The organism is Neorhizobium sp. 05N33 (genome assembly GCF_056397445.1).
In genome coordinates, this window is record NZ_JBFTNK010000004.1 from 476,306 (window position 1) to 499,708 (window position 23,403).

Here is a 23,403-nt window from a genome sequence, read left to right on the forward strand (position 1 = left end):
CAACGTCTCGCCATCCCCGGCGTTTATAGTGGGACTGGTGAACAGGCCCCCAGCCAATCTCCCCACCCGTGGGGGAGATGTCCGGCAGGACAGAGGGGGGCTGGCACGGCACGCCATGAATTTTGCGGACCGGTGCAATGACCACGATCGACCTATCCGGCTCCTGGCAGCTCGCCTCTGCCGACGGAACGCATCGCACCCAGATGCCGATCCCGGGCGACGTTCACACTGCGCTGAAGTCGGCCGGCATCATTCCCGATCCGTATTTCGGCCGCAACGAGAATGAGGTGCAATGGGTTGCCAACGAAGATTGGACGGTCGAGCGGCGCTTCACCCTCGATGATCCCGCGGGCTCCTGGTATCTCGACATCACCTACCTCGATACGGTCGCGACCGTCTTCGTCAACGACGTCCCGGTGCTTCAGGCAGACAACTGTTTTCGCCGTTACCGGCCGGACGTGTCGAAGGCGCTGAAGGCTGGCGAGAACACGGTCCGCATCCTTTTCCATTCCAGCATCGCCGAAGGGGCGGAGCGCCAGGCGCGGCAGCCCTTCTACATTCCCTATTCCACGACCAATTCGCCGATCCCGAACGGCAATATGCTGCGCAAACCGCAATGCCATTTCGGCTGGGATTGGAATGTCGCGCTGGCGCCGCTCGGGCTTTACGGCGAAATCGCGCTGAAGAAGCTCGAAACCGCCCGTATCGAACACATCGTCACCAGCCAGAGACATGAGGCGGGCGAGGTCGATCTCGTTGTCACAGTGACGCTTCATGCCGAAGGGCAGGGCGTGCTGCCGGTGTTCTTCTCGTTCGGAGACGAACGGGTCCGGCTCGATTGCGGCGTGCGCGCCGGCGAAACGACGGTGACTCACCTCTTTCACATCGACGACCCGAAGCTCTGGTGGCCCTCCGGCAGCGGAGAACAGGCGCTCTACGAATTGACGGTCGGCACCCCCACCGAAGCCATCACCCGCCAGATCGGCCTCAGGACCGTCGAGATGCTGACCGACCCGGACGAGGCCGGCAGCCGTTTCGCCTTCCGCGTCAATGTCCGCGAGATCTTCTGCCGCGGCGCCAACTGGATCCCGGCCGACGCGCTGTTTTCCTTATCGAGCCGGGAGAAGACCGAGGACCTGCTGCGCTCCGCGGTCGATGCTCACATGAACATGATCCGTGTCTGGGGCGGCGGCTTTTATGAAGCGGACTGGTTCTACGATCTCTGCGACCGCTTCGGCCTAATGGTTTGGCAGGACTTTCAGTTCGCCTGCAATCTCTATCCATCGACGCCCGATTTCCTCGAAAACGTTGCGGCGGAAGTCGAGTACCAGGCCCGCAGGTTGATCTCGCATCCCTCCATCGTGCTCTGGTGCGGCGACAACGAACTTGTCGGCGCGCTGACATGGTTTCCGGAATCCCGCGAGAACCGCGACCGCTACCTCGTCTCCTACGACCGGTTGAACCGGGTCATCGAACAGGCGCTCGACAAGGCCGCGCCCGATGCCATCTGGTGGCCGTCCAGCCCTGCTTCCGGTTATCTCGATTACGGCGACGCCTGGCATGCGGACGGTTCGGGCGACATGCATTACTGGTCCGTCTGGCACGAGAACAAGCCATTCGACAATTACCGCTCTGTCCGCCCGCGCTTCTGCTCGGAATTCGGCTTCCAGTCCTATACGTCGCTGCCGGTCATCGAGACCTATGCCGCGGCCAAGGACATGAATATCGCCTCGCCGGTCATGGAGCATCACCAGAAGAACGTCGGTGGCAACGAGCGCATCGCCGGCACGATGTTCCGCAACTTCCGCTTTCCGACGGATTTCGCCAATTTCGTCTATCTCAGTCAGGTACAGCAAGGATTGGCGATCAAGACCGCCGTGGATTTCTGGCGGTCGCTGAAGCCGCATACGATGGGTGCGCTTTACTGGCAGCTCAACGACACCTGGCCGGTCGCCTCCTGGTCCAGCCTCGACTATGGCGGCAGCTGGAAAGTGCTGCACTATATGGCGAAGCGCTTCTTCCAGCCGGTTACGGTTGCGGCGATCCCGTCCGATGACGCCCGGGAAATCCGCTTCTCGCTCGTCAACGACACGGCGGAGAATGTGACGGTGACGCTCAATCTTTCGCTCCTGACGCTCAAGGGCGAACGCAGCTCGCTTCGGCGTGTGGAATCCGTCTGCACGCCAGATGCGGCCGTGACCGTACTGATGTTACCGACCGCAGATATTCCCGAGGGGGGGATCCTCGCCTGGAGCTTCGCCGCGTCGAACGGCATGAGTGGCGAGGGGCATCATGTACCGGGCAGCTATAAGGCGCTGGAGCTCGAACCGGCAGGGCTTGAGCTTGCCGCGTCTCCATCCAGTGATGGAGCCTTTGATCTCGTCGTCAAGGCCGAAGCCCTCGCCCTTTTCGTGCTGATCGAGAGCGGCACGCCCGGCCGTTATTCCGATAACGCTTTCGATCTCGCCGCCGGCGAGAGCCGCAGCATTCGCTTCACGCCCGCCGTCCCGACGGACGCGATCCCGCAATTCCGCATCTACGACCTCTATTCCTGCCAGGCGGCAGGCTGAGGTCTCTATCAAGGGAGGAACACCATGACGAAACTCGGTTTTCAGCTTTATTGCGCACGCAACTTTCCGCCGCTCTCGGATGTCCTGAAGAAGGTTGCGCAGGCCGGCTATACGGAAGTCGAAGGTTATGGCGGCATCTATGCGACGCTTGACGAAGCAGGCCTGAAGACGCTCAAGGGTGATCTCGATGCCAATGGCCTGACCATGCCGACCGGCCATTTCGGCCTCGACCTTCTCGAAAAGGAGCCGGAACAGGCGCTGCTGATCGCCAGGACGCTCGGCGTCGAGGCAATCTATTGCCCGCACCTCGTCGCCGATCAGCGGCCGACCGATGCCGCCGGCTGGTTTGCCTTCGGCCAGCGGCTGCAGAACATCGGCAAACGCTATTGGGATGCCGGCTACACGTTCGGCTGGCATAACCACGATTTCGAGTTCAAGACCCTGCCGGACGGCTCGACCCCGCAGGAGCAGATTCTTGCCGGTGGTCCTGACCTTGCCTGGGAAGCGGATATCGCCTGGGTGATCCGCGGCGGCGCCGATCCGTTCGCCTGGATCGAGAGCTACGCCAAACGCATTACCGCCGTCCATGTCAAGGACATCGCGCCGGCCGGCGAAAACGCGGATGAGGACGGCTGGGCCGATGTCGGCCACGGCACCGTTCCGTGGAAGGACCTGATGGCGGCGCTCAAAAAGACGTCCGCAAAACATTACGTCCTCGAACACGATAACCCGAAGGATCTCGATCGGTTGCTGACGCGGTCGATCGCTTCCTTCAAGACCTATTGATCACAGGAATTCCGGAGTTTTCCATGCCCAAGGAACTTGGCGTCGGCATCATGGGATGCGGCAATATTTCTACCACTTACTTCAAACTGTCGCCGCTCTTCAAAGGCCTGAAGGTTCTCGCCTGCGCGGATCTCAACGAGCACGCGGCCGAAATGCGCGCCGAGGAATACGGCGTCAAGGCGCAGTCGATCGAGCAGATGCTTGCCAATGACGAGCTCGACGTGATCGTCAACCTGACCATACCGGCGGCGCATTTCGCCGTCTCCAAGGCGATCCTCGAAGCCGGCAAGCACGTCTACTCGGAAAAGCCGCTGGTCATCACGCTGGAGGAAGGCAAGGCGCTGCAGGCGCTCGCTAGGGAGAAGGGTCTGTCGGTGGGCTGCGCGCCGGACACTTTCCTCGGCGGTGCGCACCAGCTCGCCCGCAAATATATCGACGAAGGCGGCGTCGGGCGCATCACCTCCGGCACCTGCCACGTGATGAGTCCGGGCATGGAAATGTGGCATCCCAATCCCGGCTTCTTCTTCCTCGAAGGCGGTGGGCCGATCCTCGATCTCGGACCCTATTACATCGCCAACCTCATCAACTTCCTCGGTCCGGTGAAACGGGTCGGGGCACTGACATCGATGGCGAACCCGACCCGCCTCGTCACTAGCGAACCGCTGAAGGGCCAGGTGATCCCGGTCGAGACGCCGACCAACATCCATGCGCTGCTCGAATTCGTCAACGGCGCGACGATCACGCTGTCGGCAAGCTGGGATGTCTGGTCGCACCGCCACGCCAATATGGAGCTTTACGGCACCGAGGGCTCGATCTTCGTGCCCGATCCGAACTTCTTCGGCGGCACTGTCGAAGCGAGTGGACGCAACAAGGATATCCAGCCGCTGGACCCTTGGGATCATCCGTTCGGAATCAACAACCAGGAACATCCGCAGGGACCACGCGCCAACTACCGCACAGCCGGTCTTGCGGACATGGCGATGGCGCTGATCGAAGGCCGTGATGCCCGCTGCTCGCTGGAGCGCACGCTCCACGGCGTCGACGTGATGACGTCAATCCTGAAATCCGGTGAGGAAGGGCGGTTCATCGAGCTTTCGACCACCTGCACCCAGCCGGCGGCGCTCGGCATCGACGAGGCGCTGGCGCTTCTGCGCTGATCGGCTATGAATGCGGCGCGCACCGCTTGAGACATGGGCGCGCCGCATTTCATTCGGAGGAAACGACCATGACTTGGCAACCAGCGTCCAACCGCTACGAAACCATGAAATACAACCGCTGCGGCCGTTCGGGACTAAAACTCCCGGCGATCTCGCTCGGCCTCTGGCACAATTTCGGCGACGACACGCCGCATGAACGCAAGGTCGCGATCACTCGCAAGGCCTTCGATCTTGGCGTCACCCATTTCGATCTCGCCAACAACTATGGCCCGCTGCCCGGCAGCGCCGAGACCGCCTTCGGCCAAATCCTGCGCGAGGATTTCAAGGGGTATCGCGACGAACTGATCATCTCGTCGAAGGCCGGCTACAACATGTGGCCGGGTCCTTATGGCGAATGGGGCAGCCGCAAATACCTGATCTCTTCCTGCGACCAGAGCCTGAGGCGGATGGGTCTCGACTATGTCGACATCTTCTATTCGCACCGCTTCGACCCGGATACGCCTCTCGAAGAGACGTGCGGCGCGCTCGATCACATCGTCCGCTCGGGCAGGGCGCTTTATGTCGGTATCTCGTCTTACAATTCGAAGCGCACCCAGGAAGCAACCGCGATCCTGAAGGAACTCGGCACGCCTGTTCTCATCCACCAGCCGAGCTATTCGATGATCAACCGCTGGGTCGAGGAAGATGGGCTGCTCGATACTCTGGAAGACCTCGGCATCGGCTCGATCGTCTTTTCGCCGCTGGCGCAAGGCATGCTGACCTCGAAATATCTCGGCGGCATTCCGGAAGACAGCCGTGCTGCGCAGGGCAAGTCGCTGCGGCCTGCCTTCCTGAACGACCGGAACATCGCCAACCTCAAGGCGCTCAACGCAATCGCCGAAAAGCGGGGCCAGACGCTGGCGCAGATGGCGCTTGCCTGGGTGCTGCGCGGAGGCCGCGTGACCACGGCGCTGATCGGCGCCAGCCGTCCGGAACAGGTCGAGGACTGCGTCAGGTCGCTCGACAATCTGGAGTTCACGGCGGCTGAACTCGCCGAGATCGACACCTATGCCAAGGATGCCGACATCAACCTCTGGGCCAAATCGGCCGAACGGGCAGGGCCGGCGCGGTAAGGTAAGGGCGGCTTCGAGCTGCCCCTCATCCCCCTGCCGGGACCTTCTCCCCGTTCTGATGGGGAGAAGGGAGATGTGGCACGGCCGGCGCTCCGAAGTCCTTCTCCCCGCAAGCGGGGAGAAGGTGGCGGCAGCCGGACGAGGGGCAAGGACACAGTTTCTATTTTGGGAGGAGAACATGATCCACAACCCCATCCTGCCGGGCTTCAATCCTGATCCGTCCATCTGCCGCGTCGGCGAGGATTACTATATCGCCACCTCCACCTTCGAATGGTATCCGGGCGTGCAGATCCATCATTCGCGCGACCTGGTGAACTGGACGCTCAAGCGCCGGCCGCTGGAGCGGGCAAGCCAACTCGATATGCGCGGCAATCCCGACAGCTGCGGCATCTGGGCGCCGTGCCTTTCCTATTCCGACGGGCTGTTTTTCCTGGTCTATACGGACGTCAAACGCTTCGATGGCAATTTCAAGGACGCCCACAACTACATCGTCACCTCGCCAACCATTGAGGGCGAATGGTCCGATCCGGTCTATGTGAACTCCTCCGGGTTCGATCCGACGCTCTTCCATGACGACGACGGCCGCAAGTGGTTCCTCAACATGCAATGGAACCACCGCACCGAGAGTTACGGCGGCGCGCCGAAACATCCGGCCTTTGACGGCATCCTGCTGCAGGAGTGGGATTTCGAGACAAGGGCGCTCAAGGGTCCGATCAAAAACATATTCGCCGGCAGCTCGCTCGGCCTGGTCGAGGGTCCGCATGTGTTCAAGCGCAACGGCTGGTATTACCTGACGACTGCCGAGGGTGGCACCGGTTATGACCATGCCGTCACGATGGCGCGCGCGCGTTCGATCGACGGGCCGTACGAGATGCATCCGCAGACGCACCTCATTACCTCGAAGGACCATCCGAAAGCCGTTCTGCAACGTGCCGGCCATGGCCAATACGTTGAAACGCCTGAAGGCGAAGCGTACCACACCCATCTCTGCGGCCGGCCGTTGGCCCCACAACGCCGCTGCACGCTCGGCCGCGAGACCGCGATCCAGAAATGCATCTGGGAGGACGACTGGCTCTATCTCGCCCAGGGCGGCGTCGTGCCGGATGTCGACGTGCCGGCACCGGGCGATGCCAGCCGTATCGAGCAGCCTGCCCGCATCGAGCGCTCGTTCGACGACAAGGTCCTGCCACCGGAATTCCAATGGCTGCGCACGCCTCATCCGGAACGGCTGTTCAGCATCACCGAGCGTCCCGGTCACTTGCGCCTTTTCGGCCGCGAAAGCATCGGGTCCTGGTTAGAACAATCGCTGGTCGCCCGCCGTCAGGAGCATCATTCCTTCCGCGCCGAGACGGTAGTCGATTTCTCACCCGAGACGTATCAGCAGGTCGCGGGCCTGACGCACTATTACAATCGCCACAAGTTCCATTCGCTGGTGGTGACCCTGCACGAAAAGCTCGGCCGCGTGGTGACGATCTTCTCCTGCCCGGGTGATTTTCCGCACGGGCGCATGAGCTTTCCGGCAGGAAGCGGCGTTTCCGTGCCCGATGGCTTGGTGGATCTCGCCATGGAGATCCGCGACAACGACCTGCAATTCTTCTGGCGCGCCGGCGGCTCCAACGACTGGCAGGAACTTGGCCCGGTGCTCGATGCCGGCGTCATCTCCGACGAGGGCGGCCGCGGCGAACATGRCTCCTTCACCGGCGCATTTGTTGGCATGTACGCCTTTGATACATCGGGGCGTGCGAAGACAGCAGATTTCGACTATTTCGTTTATGAGGCGCTGTAGTTATGTCGGCGGATCGAAAATTTGACGATCGTCAATCCATTCTTATGAGCTGAGATCATGCGCTTCGATTTTTGAATTTGCTAATACAGTAAACCCCGATTCTTAGGAGATTACCGGAAGCATATAATTTCATTACAGAAATGTAATGCGATGGTTCAGATACGGTTCATCGTTTGGGTCCTAGTTTCCGAGCGTGGTCAACACGAGGAAACACCCAATGAAAAAGTTCTTTGCAATCCTTCTTTCCGCAACCGTGCTTGCCGCTCCACTTGCGGCCCAGGCGCAGGATCGTCATTCGCCTCCAGAGCGGACCAGGACCGTGACTCGCACGGTGACGGTTCAGAAGAAGGTCGTGGTCGTAAAGCCGCGCTGGTCCAAGGGCCATCGCATGACGACTGCCGAGCGTCGCCGCATGGCGGAAATCCGCGACTATCGCCGTTACCGCCTGTCGGCTCCGCCGCGCGGTTATCACTGGGTCAAGGTCGACAACGATTTCCTGCTGGTCGGCATTGCGAGCGGCGTGATCTCGAGTTTCATCGTGGCTCGCTGAGAAAGATCGGCCTGCGGGGGTATTTGCCTTCCCTCCCGCAGGCCTCGCACGTTCGCCGCTACGCGTATCGGCGGTCGCACTTTTCGTGGCCCGACCTTACGTCCCCTGCGACAGGCAATTCTTCATGGAGTTCGCGAGCCCACGCATCAGCTCGAAATAAAGGCCGGGACCGGGATTCAGCGTCGCCGCTTCCGGGTCGAGTGTTCCTGAACGGGCAGGCGTGCCTTCCGTCACCACTGCCACCAGCTTCGGCTCGAACTGGGGTTCTGCGAAGACGCAGGCGGCGCCGAGCTCCTTCACCTTCTTCTGGATCTGGCCGACGCGTTCGGCGCCGGGCATGGTCTCGGGGCTGACGGTGATCGAACCCGCGACGCTCACCCCATAACGATTCTCGAAATATTGATAGGCATCATGGAAGACGATGAAGGGCTTGTCCTTGACCGGCGCGATCGTGGCCTTGAGCTCGCTATCAAGCGTGTCGAGATCCTTCATTAGCGCAGCGCCATTCGCCTGATAAGTGGCGGCATTCGCCGGGTCGGCGCCGACCAGCGTCTTTTCGATTTCCGCAGCCATCGCCTTGGCATTCATCGGGTCGAGCCAGAGATGCGTGTCGAAACCGCCATGCCCGTCGTGCTCGTGTTCGGCATGGTTTTCGGCGGCATGGTCGTCATCACCGTGCTCATGGTCGCCATGTTCATGTGCGTCCTCGGCCTCATGTCCGTGATCGTGTGCCTCGAAGGCGCCGCTCTCGCGGAAGGGCAGTTTTTGCAATCCGGGTGCATCCTCCAGCTCGATCACCGTTGCCGAGGCCGCCAGCGCATCCAGCGGCTTTTCAAGGAAGGCCTCGATACCGGGGCCGATCCAGAAGATCATGTCGGCGCTTTCGATGGCCGCGGCATTGGAGGGTTTCAGCGAGAATGTATGGGGCGAGGCGGCGCCATCGACAATCAGTTTCGGCTCGCCGACACCCTTCATGATCGAGGCGACGAGCGAGTGGATCGGCTTGATCGAAACCACCACGTCCGGCGCCGCCAAGCCTTGGCCTGCACCCACGAAAAATGCCGCGGAGGAGAGGAGGAAGATCGAAGCCAGTTTCATGCTGCGTCCTTGTATTCCATAGTAATGTTATTACATCAATTGCGTTATGCTATAACGTGTGTCATAGCCACTGACAACAGGGAATCCGGAAAAACATGCTGATGTCCAATCGGCCTCGCGCGCCCAAAACCGAAAAAAGCAAGCTCGTCTCGCTTGCCAATGCCGGCATTCGCCGGGATGGCCGTTGGCTGGTGCGAGGCGTCGATTTCTCGATCCGGCGCGGCGAGGTGGTCACGCTGATCGGTCCGAATGGCGCCGGCAAGTCGACGACAGCAAAGCTTGCGATCGGGGTGCTGCGCCCGGACGAAGGATCGGTCTCGAGATTGCCCGGCCTGCGCGTCGGGTATGTGCCGCAGAAACTGGCAATCGACTGGACCATGCCGCTTTCCGTGCGTCGGCTGATGCGGCTGACCGGCCCGCTTGATGACACCGATCTTCTGGCCGCGCTGGCCTCGACCGGCATCTCCCATCTCATCGACGCCGAGGTCCGGCATCTCTCCGGCGGGGAGTTCCAGCGGGCGCTGCTGGCCCGGGCGATCGCTCGCAAGCCGGATTTGATGGTGCTCGACGAGCCGGTGCAGGGCGTCGATTTTGCCGGCGAGAGTGCGCTTTACGACCTGATCCGCTCGATCCGGACGACGACCGGCTGCGGTATCCTGATGATCTCGCACGACCTGCATATGGTGATGGCCGGCACCGACACCGTCATCTGCCTCAACGGCCATGTCTGCTGCCGCGGTACACCGGAAGTGGTGAGCCAGAGCGCCGATTACCTGAAACTCTTCGGCAATTCGCGTTCGCTGGCGGTCTACAGCCATCACCACGATCACACCCATCTGCCGGACGGCCGGGTGATGCATGGCGACGGTTCGGTCACCGATCACTGCCATCCCGATGATGGGCATCATGATCAAGATGGGCACGACCGTGCGCATGATCACGACCATTCGCATCACCACCATGGCGATCATGCCGAGGCGAAGGGAGACGATCGTGCTTGACGACTTCTTCACCCGCGCCCTCATTGCCGGCATCGGCGTTGCGCTGACAGCCGGTCCGCTCGGCTGTTTCGTCGTCTGGCGGCGGATGGCCTATTTCGGCGACACGATGGCGCATTCGGCGCTGCTCGGGGTGGCGCTGTCGCTGTTCTTCCAGATCAACCTGCTGATCGCCGTCTTCGGCGTTGCGGTCGTCGTCTCGCTGCTGCTTCTGGCGCTTCAGCGGCGGCAATCGCTGTCGGCGGATGCACTGCTTGGCATTCTCTCCCATTCGGCTTTGGCGATCGGCCTCGTGCTTGTCGCGTTCATGACCTGGGTCAGGATCGACCTCATCGCCTTCCTGTTCGGCGATATCCTGGCCGTGACGCGCACCGATATCGCGCTGATCTGGGGCGGCGGGGTACTGGTGCTGGCGGCGCTCGCCTGGCTCTGGCGGCCGCTGATCGCGTCCACGGTCAGTGAGGATGTGGCAGAAGCTGAGGGTATGAAGCCGGCGCAGACGCGGATGCTCTTCATGCTTCTGATGGCGCTGGTGATCGCGATCGCGATGAAGATCGTCGGCATCATGCTGATCACCGCGCTTCTGATCATTCCGGCCGCAACTGCGCGGCGGTTCTCGGCAAGCCCGGAGCTGATGGCAGTGCTCGCCTCGCTGATCGGCGCGCTCGCCGTGGTCGGCGGCCTGTTCGGCTCACTGCACTACGATACGCCGTCCGGCCCTTCCATTGTGGTCGCGGCGCTCTTACTTTTCATTGTAAGCCTGCTTCCCGCAGCGGGTAAAAACACGGCCGAAAAGGCTGGCAACCAAGGAGTGCGATAATGAACGCACCAGTTTCGACACCGACATCCGCTCCGGCGCTGACCAAGAACCAGTCGCTCGTCTTCGACGTTCTAGACCGCGCCGATGCGCCGATGAGCGCCTATACGATCCTCGACCGGCTGCGCGACCACGGGTTTCGTGCGCCGCTGCAGGTCTACCGGGCGCTCGACAAGCTTTTGGAATTCGGCATGGTGCATCGGCTCGAAAGCCTCAACGCCTTCGTCGCCTGCGCCCACCCAGAAAGCGAATGCTGCGGCAAGGGGCATGGCCATGGGCACGGCACGGTCGCATTTGCGATCTGCGAAAGCTGCGGCCATGTCTCGGAATTTCACGACCACGAGGTCGATCATCGCTTAAGCGACTGGGCAAAGAGCAAAAACTTCAAGCCTGCCAAGACGACCATTGAGATCCGCGGGCTGTGCGGCGCCTGCGCCGCCTAAAGAAGCCGAAGGTCGCGGGCGAACCGCTTCCAGTTGGCGACGTAGCGGACCGCCGACTGTTTCAGCTTCTCGACCGCCTCGTCGTCGAGCGTCCGAGTGACTTTCGCAGGCGACCCGACGATCAGGGAATTGTCGGGAAACTCCTTGCCTTCGGTAACCAGCGCATTGGCACCGACCAGGCAGTTCCTGCCGATTTTGGCGCCGTTCAGGATCGTCGCACCCATGCCGACCAGTGAGTTGTTGCCGATCACGCAGCCATGGATGATCGCATGGTGGCCGATCGTGCAGTTTTCGCCGATCGTTACCGGATAGCGCGGATCGGTGTGGATCATCACGCCTTCCTGGATGTTGGTGCCTTTGCCGACGATGATCGGCTCGTTGTCGCCGCGCAGCACCGAGCCGAACCAGATGCCGACATCCTCGCCGAGTTCGACCTTACCGATGATGGTCGCATCCGGCGCCAGCCAGAAACGGTCGGGGCCGGGCGTTTTCGGCTCGAATTCTCCGAGTGCATAGATCGGCATGGTTTTCCCTTCCGTCGCGGTTCTGTCAGGCAACTGTCAGCGACAGCGTTCCGACGCCGTCGATGCCACAGGTAACCCTGTCGCCGCGCACCACGGCGCCGACGCCCGCCGGCGTGCCGGTCATGATCACGTCGCCGGGGGCGAGGACGAACAGTTTCGACAGTTCGGCGATGATCTCCGGCAGTTTCCAGATCAGCTGATTGAGGTCGCCGGACTGTTTTCGCGCGCCGTTGACGTCGAGCCAGACCGCGCCTGCTTGCGGATGACCGATCTTTTCGGCCGGGACGAGGGCGGAGACGGGGGCCGATTTCTCGAAGGCCTTGGCGGCCTCCCACGGACGGCTCATCTTCTTGGCGACATCCTGCAGGTCGCGGCGGGTGAAGTCGATGCCGACGGCATACCCGTAGACGTTGGACAGCGCGTCTCCGACCGAAATATCGGCACCGCCGCCCGAGAGCGCCACGATCAGTTCCACTTCGTGGTGGACGCTGGAGGAGAGCGGCGGGTAGGGGAAGGTCTCGCCGTTATAGATGTTGTCGGCATTCTTCTGGAAAAAGAACGGCGGCTCGCGGGTCGGGTCGCCGCCCATCTCGATCGCGTGGTCGGCATAGTTGCGTCCGACGCAATAGACCCGGCGCACCGGAAAGCGCTCCGCCACTCCCTCGACCGGCAGAAGAACGGTTTCGGGCATTGGGATCACGGTCGCGAGCATGGAAGACATCCTGAGAAAACTGTGGGCACGGGTCGATAAAGACGGTGCCCTTTGTCTCCCAATTCGCCGATTAATCCTAGCACTTTTTCAAGACCGCAGGAAAAGCTTGCGCCCGGCGGAGGGAGGTTTAGTGAAGCGCAATTTCAACCCTTGATAGTTCATGCTAGATTATTTCAGTGATTCGTTGAATAAACCGGCCGGGTCTTTCGGCGGCCAAACTCGTCAATAATAGTGCCCCGGATCCGCGGCATCCAAGCGGGCCTCACGAACACAGTTGGATATTACAACGGCTGAGCTGCGGGGCTCATTGTATCGAGCGTCAGGTTCCCGAGCCGGTGCCAGAATGGGGCTAACTGGTTGTCGACACAGCAAATACTCACCGGCGACTTCCTGGCGGGCGGTGGCGAAATGGCCGAGCTCGTCCGAACAAAGGACTGGAGCGACACACCGCTGGGGCCGATCGGTCGATGGCCTCAAAGCCTCAGGACAACCGTCAGTCTTTGTCTCGCCTCGAATTTTCCGATCAACGTGATCTGGGGCGCCGAAAACACCCAGATCTACAACGACGGGTATCGCACCGTGTGCGGCTCGGCTCATCCCCGCGCGCTCGGGGAGGATTACAGCGTCACCTGGTCAAGCGCCTGGCCGGCGATCGGCGAGCCATTTCGTCAGGCGCGCCAGGGAGATACGTCATTCCTCGAAAACCAGCGGATGTTTCTGACCCGCAACGGCTATCTTGAGGAAACGTTCTTTACCTTCTCGCTTTCGCCGATCCGGGACGAGACCGGCGAGATCGGCGGCTTGTTCCATCCGGTGACGGAGACGACGGCGACCATGCTGTCGGAACGGCGAACCCGCGCACTCCGGGATCTGAACGCCAGTCTGGCTTTGGCGGAAGACATGGACGACCTGTCGCGACGCGTCGTTGAAGTCCTTGCACAGTTCGAATTCGATCTGCCGCTTGTTCTTCTCTACCATTTGTCTTCGGATGGGAGCAGTTATGGGCTTGCAGCGCAGTATGGTCTGCCGTCTCGACGTATCGCATCGATGGCCACAATCGACGCGCACTCGAATGCTCCATGGCCGATGGAAAGGGCACTGGCGACAGGCGGCCCTCTGGGGGTCAACGGTCTTTGCGAATTCTTCGAGGGTGCGGGGCCTTATGATGAGCCTCCCGATCGGGCGCTCCTTCTTCCCATCGCCGTCCCCGGCCTGGATCTGCCTCCGGTCTTCGTGGTGGCCGGCGCCTCGCCACGCCTGCCTTTCGACGATAGCTATATGGGCTTCTACGAACTGCTTGCGACCGCTATTTCCGCCGCGGTCAGCGCAGTGCGGGCACGTACCGACGAGCGGCGGCGGGCCGAAGCGCTGGCGGAAATCGATCGCAGCAAGACCATGTTCTTTTCGAACGTCAGCCATGAGTTCCGTACACCGTTGACGCTGATGCTGGGGCCGCTCGCCGACGTGCTTCAGCAGCCGGACGGGCTTTCTGTCGATGACAGGCAGCGAATTGTTGTTGCCCAGCGCAATGGTCAACGGCTGTTGAAACTGGTCAATACGCTCTTGGACTTTTCGAGGATCGAGGCGCAGCGTGTGCAGGCCTCCTTCGAACCAATCGATATCGGCAGCCTGACCGCAGAACTGGCATCGAATTTCCGATCCGCGATCGAACAAGCCGGGCTGAGATTGGTTATCGAAGTCGCGGACTTGCCCCAGCCGGTCTATCTCGACCGGGATCTCTGGGAGAAGATCGTCCTGAACCTGCTTTCCAACGCGTTCAAATTCACGTTCGAGGGCGAGATACGCCTCAGCGTGAGGTTGTCGGACGACGGGGAACGGGCCGAAATCGAAATACGCGACACCGGTACGGGGATTGCGGCCGAGGAGTTGCCGCGCCTGTTCGAGCGTTTTCACCGCATCGAGGGCGCCAAAGGAAGGTCATTCGAGGGCTCCGGCATCGGGCTCGCGCTGGTGCAGGAACTGGTGCATCTCCAGGGCGGGGAAATCCGAGCCGAAAGCCGGCTTGGCGAAGGCACGTCCTTCTCGATCTCGATACCGTTCGGAAAGGCGCACATCCCTTCGGAGCAGATGCGAATGTCCCAGCCGGTCGAGAGCAATACCGGTAGACGCCAGGCTTTCGTCGACGAAGCGATGTCATGGCTTGCGGCGGGCGATGCCACGGGGGCCGCTTCGATATTGCCAGCTGCGAGCAGGGAGATGGCCGAAACGCTCGCTCCGACGGGGCATGTCCTCCTGGCGGACGACAATGCCGATATGCGTGCCTATGTGGAGCGGCTGCTGTCGACATCCGGCTTTACGGTCGAGACGGCGGCTGATGGCGAGGCGGCGCTTAACGCCGCACGCCTCAGACGGCCGGACCTCATCGTTTCCGACGTCATGATGCCGGGGCTCGACGGATTTGGCCTGCTGTCGAGGATACGGGCCGACGACGATCTCCGGGATCTGCCCCTCATCCTCCTTTCCGCCCGAGCCGGCGAAGAGGCAAGGCTGGAGGGGATGCGCGCCGGTGCCGATGATTATCTTGTGAAGCCCTTTTCGGCTCGAGAACTGGTCGGGCGCATTTCGGCGTCTATCAGGCTGTCGCGCGATCGGCGCGAGGCGCTTCTGAAGGAAAACGCTGCGCGCCTGGAAGAGCTTAATGCGGATCTGGAGCGCCGCGTTCTGGAACATTCGCGCGAGCGGGGACGGACGTGGAAATATAGCCCGGACCTGCTGTCGGTGATCGATTTTCAGACCGGCCTATTCGAAAAGACCAATCCCGCCTGGGAGAAGACCCTTGGTTTGAAAGAGGAGGGGCTCCTGGGCACGCCGTTGCGGGCGCTCCTTCATCCGGACGACGTCGTCGCCAGCGAAACTGCATTTCAGGCGGCGCAAAGCGGCATGCCCGAGCTTCACTTCGAAAACCGATGCCGGACCCGCGAGGGTGACCATCGCTGGCTCTCCTGGGTGGCTGTCATCGTCGACGACAAGCTCTATTCCAGCGCCCGTGACGTCACCGAGCAGAGAAGACGCGACGACGAGCTGAGAAAAACGCAGGAAACGCTGCGCCAGGCCCAGAAGATGGAAGTGATCGGCCAGCTCACCGGCGGGGTCGCGCATGATTTCAACAACCTCCTGATGGTGATCTCCGGTGGATTGGATGTCCTCGACAAACGCGACGATCCGGCGCGGCGGGAGCGCATCAAAAGCGGCATGCTACAGGCGGTCAATCGCGGAGCGTCGCTCACCAGGCAATTGCTGACCTTCGCCCGACGGCAGCCATTGAAACCGCAGCCGATCGATCTTCGCCACCAGATTTCCGAGATGCGCGAACTTCTCGACCGGACCCTCAGCGGAGACATCAGTATCGACGTCGACGTCGATATGGGGGTGTGGCCGGTACAGGCCGATCCGGCCGAACTCGAACTCGTCCTCCTGAACCTTTGCGTCAATGCGCGTGATGCGATGCCGGATGGCGGTACGATCATCATTAGCGCGTCCAATTCCGTCGTCGATGCGTCGGGTCAAAGGGGTGACGTGGTGAAGATCACCGTTGCCGATAGCGGGATGGGAATGCAGCCCGAGGTTCTCAAGCGGGTGTTCGAACCGTTCTTCACCACGAAGGACATAGGCAAGGGATCGGGATTGGGGCTTGCGCAAGTTTATGGTTTCGTCGAGGCCTCCGGCGGATCAGTCGAGATCAACAGCGAACCGGGCGTCGGAACAGCTGTAGACCTCTGGCTTCCCCGGTCGATCGAAGCGTCATTGGAGGCGACCGGCAACCATTCGTCCCGTGCCCAGGGGGACGCCGACAGGAGCGTCGCCGGAAAAATCCTGGTCGTGGAAGACGACGACAGCGTCGCTATGCTGGTCAACGACATGCTCGACCAACTTGGCTATTCCGTAACCCGCGTCGATGGGGCAGCCGCCGCGTTGAGCGTGCTCGCGTCCGATGCCGAGCCGGACTTGATGTTTTCCGACATCATGATGCCCGGCGGCATCAATGGTGTCGATCTCGCCAGGGAGGTCAAGCAAAGGCATCCAAGACTGCCGATCCTGCTCACGTCGGGTTATGCGGACGTGCTCAAGAGCGCTGCGACCGCGGAAGGCGTGGAGATTTTGCCAAAACCCTACAGTCTGCGGCAGCTTTCGGAGGCTCTTCGGGCAACGATCCCGGATGCCCGCGAATAACGCGGGCCAGGTGCGATTATTGCAGCAGGTTCGCGAGGCTGTAGAACGCCGCCGATATCGCTGCAGTTGCCGGCATCGTCACGATCCAGGCGATCACGATGTTGCCGGCGAGCCCCCAACGTACCGCCGAGACCCGCCGCGCCGCGCCTACGCCGACGATCGCTCCAGTGATCGTATGTGTCGTCGAGACGGGAATGCCGAGCCAGGTCGCTCCGAACAGTGTCAGCGCTCCGCCAGTCTCGGCGCAGAAACCTTGCATCGGGTTGAGCCTGGTGATCTTCGAGCCCATGGTGTGGACGATCCGCCACCCCCCGAAGAGCGTGCCGAGAGCCATTGCCGACTGGCAGGAGATCACCACCCAGAAGGGCACGTAGAACGTGGAACCGAGATATCCCTGGCTGAACAGAAGCACTGCGATGATGCCCATCGTTTTCTGTGCGTCATTGCCGCCGTGGCCGAGGGAGTAAAGCGAAGCGGAGATGAACTGCATCGTGCGAAATGTCCGATCCACCGCGAACGGCGTTTGCCGGACGAAGAGCCAGGAAATCAGGAGCACAAGCAGCAGGGCAAGCAGAAAGCCGATGGCCGGCGATAGGAAAATCGCTCCGACCGTCTTCCCGAGACCGCTCCAGACAATCGAGCTGAAACCGACTTTTGCCAGGCCGGCTCCCACCAGACCGCCGACAAGCGCATGCGACGAACTGGAGGGAATTCCGAAGATCCAGGTGACAATATTCCAGATGATCGCTCCCATGAGGGCGGCAAAGATCACCTGCGGCGAAACGATCGCAGGATCGATAATGCCTGTGCCGAGCGTTTCCGCCACATGCAGGCCGAAGAAAAGGAAAGCGATGAAATTGAAGAAGGCCGCCCAGGCAACCGCATATTGCGGTCGCAGGACGCGGGTCGAGACGATCGTCGCGATCGAATTGGCCGCGTCATGAAGGCCATTGAGAAAATCGAAGAACAGAGCGACGGCGATCAGGCCGAAGAGAAGTGGCAAGGCGAGAGAGGTATCCATCAAACGTTCTCGATGACAATGCCGCTGATCTCGTTGGCGACATCCTCGAAACGGTCGACGACCTTTTCCAGTTCGCCGTAGATCTCGCTACCGATCATGTAGGACATCGCGTTGCCGCTCGCCCCGTGACGTCGGTACAGGTCCTTCAAACCCTGGTCATGAAGGTCGTCCGACCGGCCTTCAACGCGGGTAACCTCCTCGGCGATGGCTGCAAGACGGTGGGCGTTGGAGCCGACCTTGTTGAGAAGGGGGATCGCTTCCGAAATGAGGTTCGCCGCCTTGACGATTTCCCCACCCATCTGCTGCATGAGCGGATCGAAGCCGGACTGCTCGAACAGCCTGATGGTTTTGACCGTTTTATGCATCATGTCGATCGCATCATCCATCGACTGGATGAGATCCTTGATGTCGCCGCGATCGAAGGGGGTGATGAAGCTCCGCCGGACGGCAAGAAGAACGTCCCGAGTGATATCGTCGGCCTCATTCTCCAATGTGACGATCAGCTCGCAGTTTTTCTCAACCTCGTTGCCTTTGAGGAGCTGATCAAGCGCGAGGGCCGCTGCGACGACGGTCTTCGAATGCTTTGAAAACATTTCAAAGAATTTGTCTTCTCGTGGCATCAGCTTACGAAAAATACTCATCATGCCATGCGACCTTCCCGGCTGACTGTCATAAATGTGTCATAAACACGCTCAGGCAATTGAAGCAACAAGCAAAATCGACAGTTTGACCGGCATGAAATCTGCAAAGAAGACCACGAAGCCTCGGCCGGACAAGTCACAGACGCTGCTCAAGCAGCTTGCGGTCGTTCCCGACAGGCTGTTCGCCGGGGCGTTTCGCCAACAATATGGCGCCCTGTGCTTTCGGTATCGGAAGGACGGATCCGGCATCGAAGTCCTGGTGATCACCTCGCGCGAGGCCGGACGCTGGCTCATCCCCAAAGGATGGCCGATGAAAGGGAAAAAGCCCTTCGAAGCGGCGGCGACCGAAGCCTGGGAAGAAGCAGGCGTGAGCGGGGCGGCGAAAAAGAAGCCGGTCGGCCACTATACCTATCTGAAAGAACTCGACGACGGCAACGTGGCTCCGTGTATTGTGGACGTGTTCCAGATCGAAGTCACGGAGGTCCGAAGTGGTTTCAAGGAACAGGGGCAACGCGTTCTCGAATGGGTCAGCCCCGACGAAGCGGCACGACGCGTTCGCGAGATCGAATTGAAGTCGCTGCTCGTGGAATTTAAGCCGCAGGGCCGCAAGAAGCGCAATCGCGGCTAATTCTGAACCGGGTCGGCGGCGCTCTGGTGGATGGTCCTGCTCTGCAGCAGTTCGCCTTGCCGTTCCAGGACCGGGTAGGCCGTGGCTGCAACGAGATGCGAATTGATTTGCTTGAAATCCCGCAACAGGTCCAGGTGCAGGGAGGTGCTCTCCGCCGTGTCGACATGGCCATTGCGCAGCCGCTTGAAATGAGCGTTGGTCCCATCGCGTTCCGCCCGCCGGAAGACGATCTTTTCGTCGGCGAGCATGCGCGCGACGCGCTCGTCCTGAGACATGAAAAGGGCGGCGGCGGTGCGCAGATTGGTGGAGAGACGGTCCAGCAGGCTGTTGAGCTCAAGCTGCCCCTCTTTTGAAAAGGTCATGCCTCGGCGCAACCTTTTGGCAAGATGGGGAAGCACGTTCTGGTCGAGGACGTCGCCTGCGTGCTCCAGGCCGGTCGAGAACAGCAGAATTTCGTCAAGCCGTCTCCGGTCGCTGTCGCTGAACTCTTCGGGATCGATGGACGTGAGATACCGTTTGACTGCGGTATTCAGGCGGTCGAGGACATTGTCCTTTTCTCGCAACTGCGACAGGGCGCGGCGATCGGTGCTCGTCAGCGCGGACTTCGTTCCCGCCAGCATCTCCTCCAGCACGTCAACCAGCCGCAGGACTTCCCGCGCCGCCGCCTGCAGCGCCACGACCGGCGTTTCCTTGGCGGATGGATCGAGATATCGCGGCTGGCCGGGATCGCTCTCGTCTATCCGCTGCGGCATCAGCCGGACGAGCGCATTTGCGAAGGGCGTGAGGAGCGGCATGAAGACGACCGCGACCACGAGATTGAAGGCCGTGTGGAAATTGGCGACCAACCGCGCGCCATCGCTCTCGATCTGTATCATCAGAGATGTAATCTGGGAGAGGAGCGCAAGCGCTGCCAGAACGCCGATGATCCGGGTGATCAGATTGCCGATCGGAAGCCGCTTGGCCGAAAGATCGTTGCCGGACTGTCCCTCGACGACCGGATTGATCGCCGTCCCGAGATTGGCGCCGAGGGTCAGCGCGAAAGCCTGATAGGGATCGATCAGCCCTTGGGCCGAAAGCGACATGACGAGCAGGACCACCGCAACGCTCGAATGGGCTGCCCAGGTCAGTGCGGCGGCAAGCAGAAGGCTGAGGAGGGGGGTGGTCGATATGGCTGAAAGAACCGCAGAGAAGGCCGGTGTGCCGGCATATTGCGTCAGTACTTCGAGCAGTTGATGCAGGGCAAGCAGCATGAAGCCGAGGCCGATAAATACGCGGCCAAGATCATGGACCTGCGGATTTTGCGTGCGGCGGAACATCAGGACGCCCAGCAATATCAGAGCCGGCGATGCGGCGGCGACGTCAAAGGACAGAACCTGGACGATGAGCGTGCTGCCGACATTGGCGCCGAGCATGACGGCAAGAGCCGGCACAAGAGCAACCAGCCCCTCGGCTGCGAACCCCGATGCCATCAGTCCGGTCGCCGTGCTGCTCTGGAGAATTGCCGTGACGCCCATTCCGGACAAAAAGGCTTTCATCCGATTGTTCAGTGCGCGACCGAGAAACGACCGGAGGCTCGGCCCGAAAGCACGCTGGATGCCCGTCTGCACCATCCGCGTCCCCCAGAGAAGAAGCGCTATGTGTCCGGCAAGGGTAACGATCGCAATGATGAAGGGCATGGCATTCTCGTAAAATCAGTCGGATGGGAAAGCCGGACAAGTGCCGCCAGATATTAGCCAGCTAATATAGTCGCCGGATTCTATTGCTTTTTCAAGGCTCTGATCTGGCTGTTTGACCGGTCGGGGCCGCCCCCCTGCGGGACTGCCCGACTAAGCCTGTTCCTGGCACATTTCGAAGGCGGGCGATCTTCCACCTGCGACCCATTGCGGTCTCTCACCGTTCAACGCTGCATTCTCCTTTTGTAAGCACTCGGTGCCTTATTCAACCACCTCGAAGCGGACGCGGCTCAGGCTGACCAGGCCGGAGACAATCGCGCAGATGCCGGCCAGAACGAGCGCGATATTTGGCGCACTCGATAGGGGCATGGTCTGGAAAATGATCGACATGGAGATACCGCCAAAGGTTTGGCCGAGTAGTCGTGCCGTGCCTTGCATGGCTCCCGCGGCACCGCTGCGCGTTTTCGGTGCGGACAGAAGCAGGGTTCGGTTATTCGGCGTCTGGAACAGACCGAAACCGATTCCGGCGAGGACCGTCCCGGCCAAAAAGGCAATTCCTCTTGGATCGGGAGGAGAGAGACCGGCGATGAGGAGACCTGCGGCCAACAACCCGCCGCCGGAAGCGCAGAGCCACGCCGTCTTGACGCGATTGGCCAGCCACCCTGAAATCGGCGCGGCGACGATCGTCGCGGCGGGCCAAGGTATCATATAAAGGCCCGCCAGCACCGGTGTCATATGCAGGGTGTGCTGAAGGTAGAACGGCAGGGCGACATAGCTGAGCATCTGGCCGGTAAAACACGATACCGATGCGATGATCGCAAGCCGGAAGGCTGGCTTGGCCAAAAGATCGGTCGGAACAATCGGCGTCTCGTTCTTACGTTCAAGGCGCAGCAGCGCCCATAGGCACAGGATGGAACCGACGATCAGGATCGAGCCGCTGATCGGTTCGCTGGCTATCCGGTCCGCACCGGAGAAGAACAATATGAACATCAGCGTGTTGGCGACCAATACGGCAGCATTCAGGTGCCGCTTCATCCCCGGCAGGTGACCCAGAAAACCGCCGCACAAAAGGACGATGAGGCCCAGCGGCACGTTGACGGCAAATAACCAGGGCCAATCGGCGACGGAAAGGATCGCCCCGGCAACACCTGGTCCTGCGGCGGAAGAGATCGCGATGATCATCGCATTGAGGCCGATAATGGTTCCGAACAGCCGGTGCGGCACCGCAAAGCGCAGGTTCATCATGCCCAGCGCCATGATCGCGCCGGCGCCCAACCCTTGCGCAAATCGAGACGCCACGAGAACCGGAAGATTTCCGGCAAGGGCACATGCTGCCGAAGCCACCGTGAAGAGAGCGACGCCGATCAGGAACACGCGCCGCGGCCCATGGATTTCGCCCAATGCCCCACAGGGCAGAAGTGCGACAAGTACGGCAAGCTGATAACTCGATACGACCCAGACGGTGTCGCTGGCATCGGCCCCGAGCGAGGCCGCGATCGACGGCAGCGCGACATTGGCGATCGCTCCGTCCAGCACAACGAGCACGAGCGTCGTCAAAAGCACTGCGACCGCCAAGTATCTTCGTGGTGACGTCAAGCCGTCGTGGGCAAGGTTTGCGGGTGAGGTTACGGACATGGGGAAGCACCTGTTCGTTGAGCTTCCCCATCGATATCCGCAGGCTTACATTTGCGCCAGACGCAACACATGCAACTCACTCTTGCGCCATACGCCATACCTCGCTAGGTTCGACGTCATGCCTGATCTCGACCTCAACCTGCTATTGGCCCTGGATGCATTGCTTCGCGAGCGGAGCGTGTCGGGTGCAGCACGCAGGCTGGGGCTGAGCACATCGGCGATGAGCCGGACACTGTCGAGGTTGAGGACGGCATTGCGTGATCCCATTCTTGTCCCGGCGGGGCGGGCAATGGTCGCGACGCCGCATGCCGAAGCGATTGCCGAGCAGGTGCGGTCGCTGACGATGGCGGTCCAGACCGTGTTGAGTCCCCAGCAGGACATCGACATCCGGGAATTCCAACGCGACTTCACGATCCGTGCCAACGAAGCATTCGTGCTCCTGAACGCCGCTCGCCTCAGCGTTGCCGTAACGGATGCCGCGCCGGGCATACGGCTGCGCTTCGTGCCGAAGCCGAACAAGGAAATTCAGCCTTTGAGAGATGCTGCGATTGACCTGGATATCGGCGTTATTTCCGGTGATGGCGCGGAGCTGCGCGGCCAAACCCTGTTTGAGGACGTCTTTGTCGGCGTGGCGAGGCTAGGTCACCCTCTTTTCAAAACCACGCCGATAACCGCCGAGCGATATGCAGCGTGCGGACATGTGATCTCCTCCAGACGAGGACATTTTACCGGGCCGGTCGATGAAGCGCTGGCCGAACTGGGCCTCTCGCGAAAGATCAGCCTCGTGGTGCCGAGCTATCCGGCAGTGCTTGCCGTTGCGGCGGCATCCGATCTTGTCGGGTTGGTGCCGCGCTCGTACTGCCGGGCGGGGGGTACAGACCAGACCCAGATGTTCGACCTGCCGGTGGCGACGCCTGGCTTTTCGATCGCGCAGACCTGGCATCCGCGCATGGACGCGGACCCTGCTCACCGCTGGCTGCGAGGATTGATCTTCGAAGCATTCAGGTGACAGCCTGCCGTGGCGTCGATAACCTGCCCTGGCAGGAGAGCTTGGCCCAAGC

19 protein-coding genes are annotated in these 23,403 nt (G+C 61.1%); 12 read left to right on the forward strand and 7 right to left on the reverse strand.

Features of this window, described 5'->3' with window-relative positions; genetic code table 11:
• The first annotated feature begins 137 nt into the window (after window positions 1-137).
• The 6 genes from AC1DLT_RS14680 to AC1DLT_RS14705 all read left to right on the forward strand — a co-directional run bounded on the left by AC1DLT_RS14680 (window position 138) and on the right by AC1DLT_RS14705 (window position 7,961).
• Window positions 138-2,570, forward strand: coding sequence for a glycosyl hydrolase 2 galactose-binding domain-containing protein (locus tag AC1DLT_RS14680; RefSeq protein ID WP_477487203.1), 2,433 nt, complete (start codon window positions 138-140; stop codon window positions 2,568-2,570).
• Window positions 2,571-2,594: 24 nt separating this feature from the next.
• Window positions 2,595-3,356, forward strand: a complete 762-nt coding sequence (locus AC1DLT_RS14685; RefSeq protein WP_477487204.1) for a sugar phosphate isomerase/epimerase family protein — start codon at window positions 2,595-2,597, stop codon at window positions 3,354-3,356.
• 23 nt (window positions 3,357-3,379) lie between these two features.
• Entirely contained in the window at window positions 3,380-4,513 is a 1,134-nt protein-coding gene (locus AC1DLT_RS14690) for a Gfo/Idh/MocA family protein (protein ID WP_247034555.1), read from the forward strand.
• 68 nt (window positions 4,514-4,581) lie between these two features.
• On the forward strand, window positions 4,582-5,625 hold the full coding sequence (gene mgrA / locus AC1DLT_RS14695; protein WP_477487205.1) for an L-glyceraldehyde 3-phosphate reductase: 1,044 nt from the start codon (window positions 4,582-4,584) through the stop codon (window positions 5,623-5,625).
• 178 nt (window positions 5,626-5,803) lie between these two features.
• Window positions 5,804-7,411 carry a glycoside hydrolase family 43 protein gene (locus tag AC1DLT_RS14700; RefSeq protein ID WP_477487206.1) on the forward strand — a complete coding sequence of 536 codons (1,608 nt, stop codon included), beginning with the start codon at window positions 5,804-5,806 and terminating at the stop codon, window positions 7,409-7,411.
• Between the two features lie 217 nt (window positions 7,412-7,628).
• Window positions 7,629-7,961 carry an RcnB family protein gene (locus tag AC1DLT_RS14705; protein ID WP_477487207.1) on the forward strand — a complete coding sequence of 111 codons (333 nt, stop codon included), beginning with the start codon at window positions 7,629-7,631 and terminating at the stop codon, window positions 7,959-7,961.
• Window positions 7,962-8,057: 96 nt separating this feature from the next.
• Here the strand turns inward: AC1DLT_RS14705 and AC1DLT_RS14710 are convergent, their stop codons facing one another.
• On the reverse strand, window positions 8,058-9,059 hold the full coding sequence (locus tag AC1DLT_RS14710) for a zinc ABC transporter substrate-binding protein (protein ID WP_477487208.1): 1,002 nt from the start codon (window positions 9,057-9,059) through the stop codon (window positions 8,058-8,060).
• Between the two features lie 101 nt (window positions 9,060-9,160).
• Here AC1DLT_RS14710 and AC1DLT_RS14715 point away from each other — a divergent pair, with 101 nt between their 5' ends.
• The 3 genes from AC1DLT_RS14715 to AC1DLT_RS14725 are packed head-to-tail and all read left to right on the forward strand — an operon-like array spanning window position 9,161 to window position 11,317.
• A complete protein-coding gene (locus tag AC1DLT_RS14715; RefSeq protein WP_477487209.1) occupies window positions 9,161-10,060 on the forward strand; it encodes an ATP-binding cassette domain-containing protein in 900 nt (299 codons plus the stop codon).
• The gene (znuB, locus tag AC1DLT_RS14720; protein WP_477487247.1) at window positions 10,053-10,877 is read left to right on the forward strand and encodes a zinc ABC transporter permease subunit ZnuB; all 825 of its coding nucleotides are present in this window, start codon (window positions 10,053-10,055) and stop codon (window positions 10,875-10,877) included. Before AC1DLT_RS14715 ends, znuB begins: the two co-directional genes overlap by 8 nt.
• Window positions 10,877-11,317: a Fur family transcriptional regulator gene (locus AC1DLT_RS14725; protein ID WP_038549247.1), complete on the forward strand. Its 441-nt coding sequence runs from the start codon at window positions 10,877-10,879 to the stop codon at window positions 11,315-11,317. Before znuB ends, AC1DLT_RS14725 begins: the two co-directional genes overlap by 1 nt.
• Here the strand turns inward: AC1DLT_RS14725 and AC1DLT_RS14730 are convergent.
• Window positions 11,314-11,841 (reverse strand): gamma carbonic anhydrase family protein, encoded by a 528-nt coding sequence (locus tag AC1DLT_RS14730; RefSeq protein ID WP_477487210.1) that lies wholly within the window; start codon window positions 11,839-11,841, stop codon window positions 11,314-11,316. The genes AC1DLT_RS14725 and AC1DLT_RS14730 overlap by 4 nt on opposite strands.
• Window positions 11,842-11,866: 25 nt before the next feature.
• Entirely contained in the window at window positions 11,867-12,553 is a 687-nt protein-coding gene (locus AC1DLT_RS14735) for a fumarylacetoacetate hydrolase family protein (protein WP_477487211.1), read from the reverse strand.
• Window positions 12,554-12,910: 357 nt separating this feature from the next.
• On the opposite strand from AC1DLT_RS14735, the gene AC1DLT_RS14740 reads away from it, so the two are divergent.
• Window positions 12,911-16,744, forward strand: coding sequence for an ATP-binding protein (locus AC1DLT_RS14740; protein ID WP_477487212.1), 3,834 nt, complete (start codon window positions 12,911-12,913; stop codon window positions 16,742-16,744).
• 16 nt (window positions 16,745-16,760) lie between these two features.
• On the opposite strand, the gene AC1DLT_RS14745 is transcribed toward AC1DLT_RS14740, so the two are convergent.
• Window positions 16,761-17,765: an inorganic phosphate transporter gene (locus AC1DLT_RS14745; RefSeq protein WP_038543227.1), complete on the reverse strand. Its 1,005-nt coding sequence runs from the start codon at window positions 17,763-17,765 to the stop codon at window positions 16,761-16,763.
• Entirely contained in the window at window positions 17,765-18,409 is a 645-nt protein-coding gene (locus tag AC1DLT_RS14750; RefSeq protein WP_477487213.1) for a DUF47 family protein, read from the reverse strand. Before AC1DLT_RS14750 ends, AC1DLT_RS14745 begins: the two co-directional genes overlap by 1 nt.
• A 91-nt stretch (window positions 18,410-18,500) precedes the next feature.
• On the opposite strand from AC1DLT_RS14750, the gene AC1DLT_RS14755 reads away from it, so the two are divergent.
• Window positions 18,501-19,034, forward strand: coding sequence for an NUDIX hydrolase (locus AC1DLT_RS14755; RefSeq protein WP_477487248.1), 534 nt, complete (start codon window positions 18,501-18,503; stop codon window positions 19,032-19,034).
• On the opposite strand, the gene AC1DLT_RS14760 is transcribed toward AC1DLT_RS14755, so the two are convergent.
• Window positions 19,031-20,710, reverse strand: a complete 1,680-nt coding sequence (locus tag AC1DLT_RS14760; RefSeq protein ID WP_477487214.1) for a Na/Pi cotransporter family protein — start codon at window positions 20,708-20,710, stop codon at window positions 19,031-19,033. The genes AC1DLT_RS14755 and AC1DLT_RS14760 overlap by 4 nt on opposite strands.
• 258 nt (window positions 20,711-20,968) lie before the next feature.
• Complete coding sequence (locus AC1DLT_RS14765) at window positions 20,969-22,270, reverse strand: MFS transporter (protein ID WP_247034540.1); 1,302 nt, start codon at window positions 22,268-22,270, stop codon at window positions 20,969-20,971.
• Between the two features lie 190 nt (window positions 22,271-22,460).
• Between AC1DLT_RS14765 and AC1DLT_RS14770 the strand changes: the two genes are divergently transcribed.
• Entirely contained in the window at window positions 22,461-23,351 is an 891-nt protein-coding gene (locus AC1DLT_RS14770) for a LysR family transcriptional regulator (RefSeq protein ID WP_038543219.1), read from the forward strand.
• Window positions 23,352-23,403 lie beyond the last annotated feature (52 nt).